This is a genomic window from Staphylococcus sp. EG-SA-15 (assembly GCF_017151895.1).
GTDB classification, from domain to species: Bacteria; Bacillota; Bacilli; order Staphylococcales; family Staphylococcaceae; genus Staphylococcus; species Staphylococcus aureus.
In genome coordinates this window covers 1-252 of sequence record NZ_JACVZN010000111.1, presented here as the reverse complement: position 1 = coordinate 252, position 252 = coordinate 1, and the positions used below count along the sequence as shown (strand labels likewise).

The 252-nt window shown below is 44.8% G+C and carries 2 protein-coding genes; one reads left to right on the top strand and one right to left on the bottom strand.

Annotated elements, in window-relative coordinates:
* Positions 1 to 94: hypothetical protein (locus IDG64_RS15250; protein WP_241012150.1), on the bottom strand; the 94-nt coding region annotated here is incomplete at its 3' end.
* Positions 95 to 151: 57 nt separating this feature from the next.
* Between IDG64_RS15250 and IDG64_RS15245 the strand changes: the two genes are divergently transcribed.
* Positions 152 to 252 (top strand): hypothetical protein (locus tag IDG64_RS15245; protein ID WP_241012149.1); only part of this gene is annotated, 101 nt, incomplete at its 3' end.

Genomic DNA, 252 nt, shown 5'->3' with positions numbered 1-252 from the left:
CACCCATGAAAAGCCCCACGCCAATCGTACCACCAAGTGCAATCATTTGAATTTGACGGGCACTCAATCCCCTTTGTAGTTCATTGTTCTCCATAACTTCTTACCCCATCTCTGATTGATACTAAATCAATCAGAGATGGGGTAAGAAGTTATGGAGAACAATGAACTACAAAGGGGATTGAGTGCCCGTCAAATTCAAATGATTGCACTTGGTGGTACGATTGGCGTGGGGCTTTTCATGGGTGCGACAAG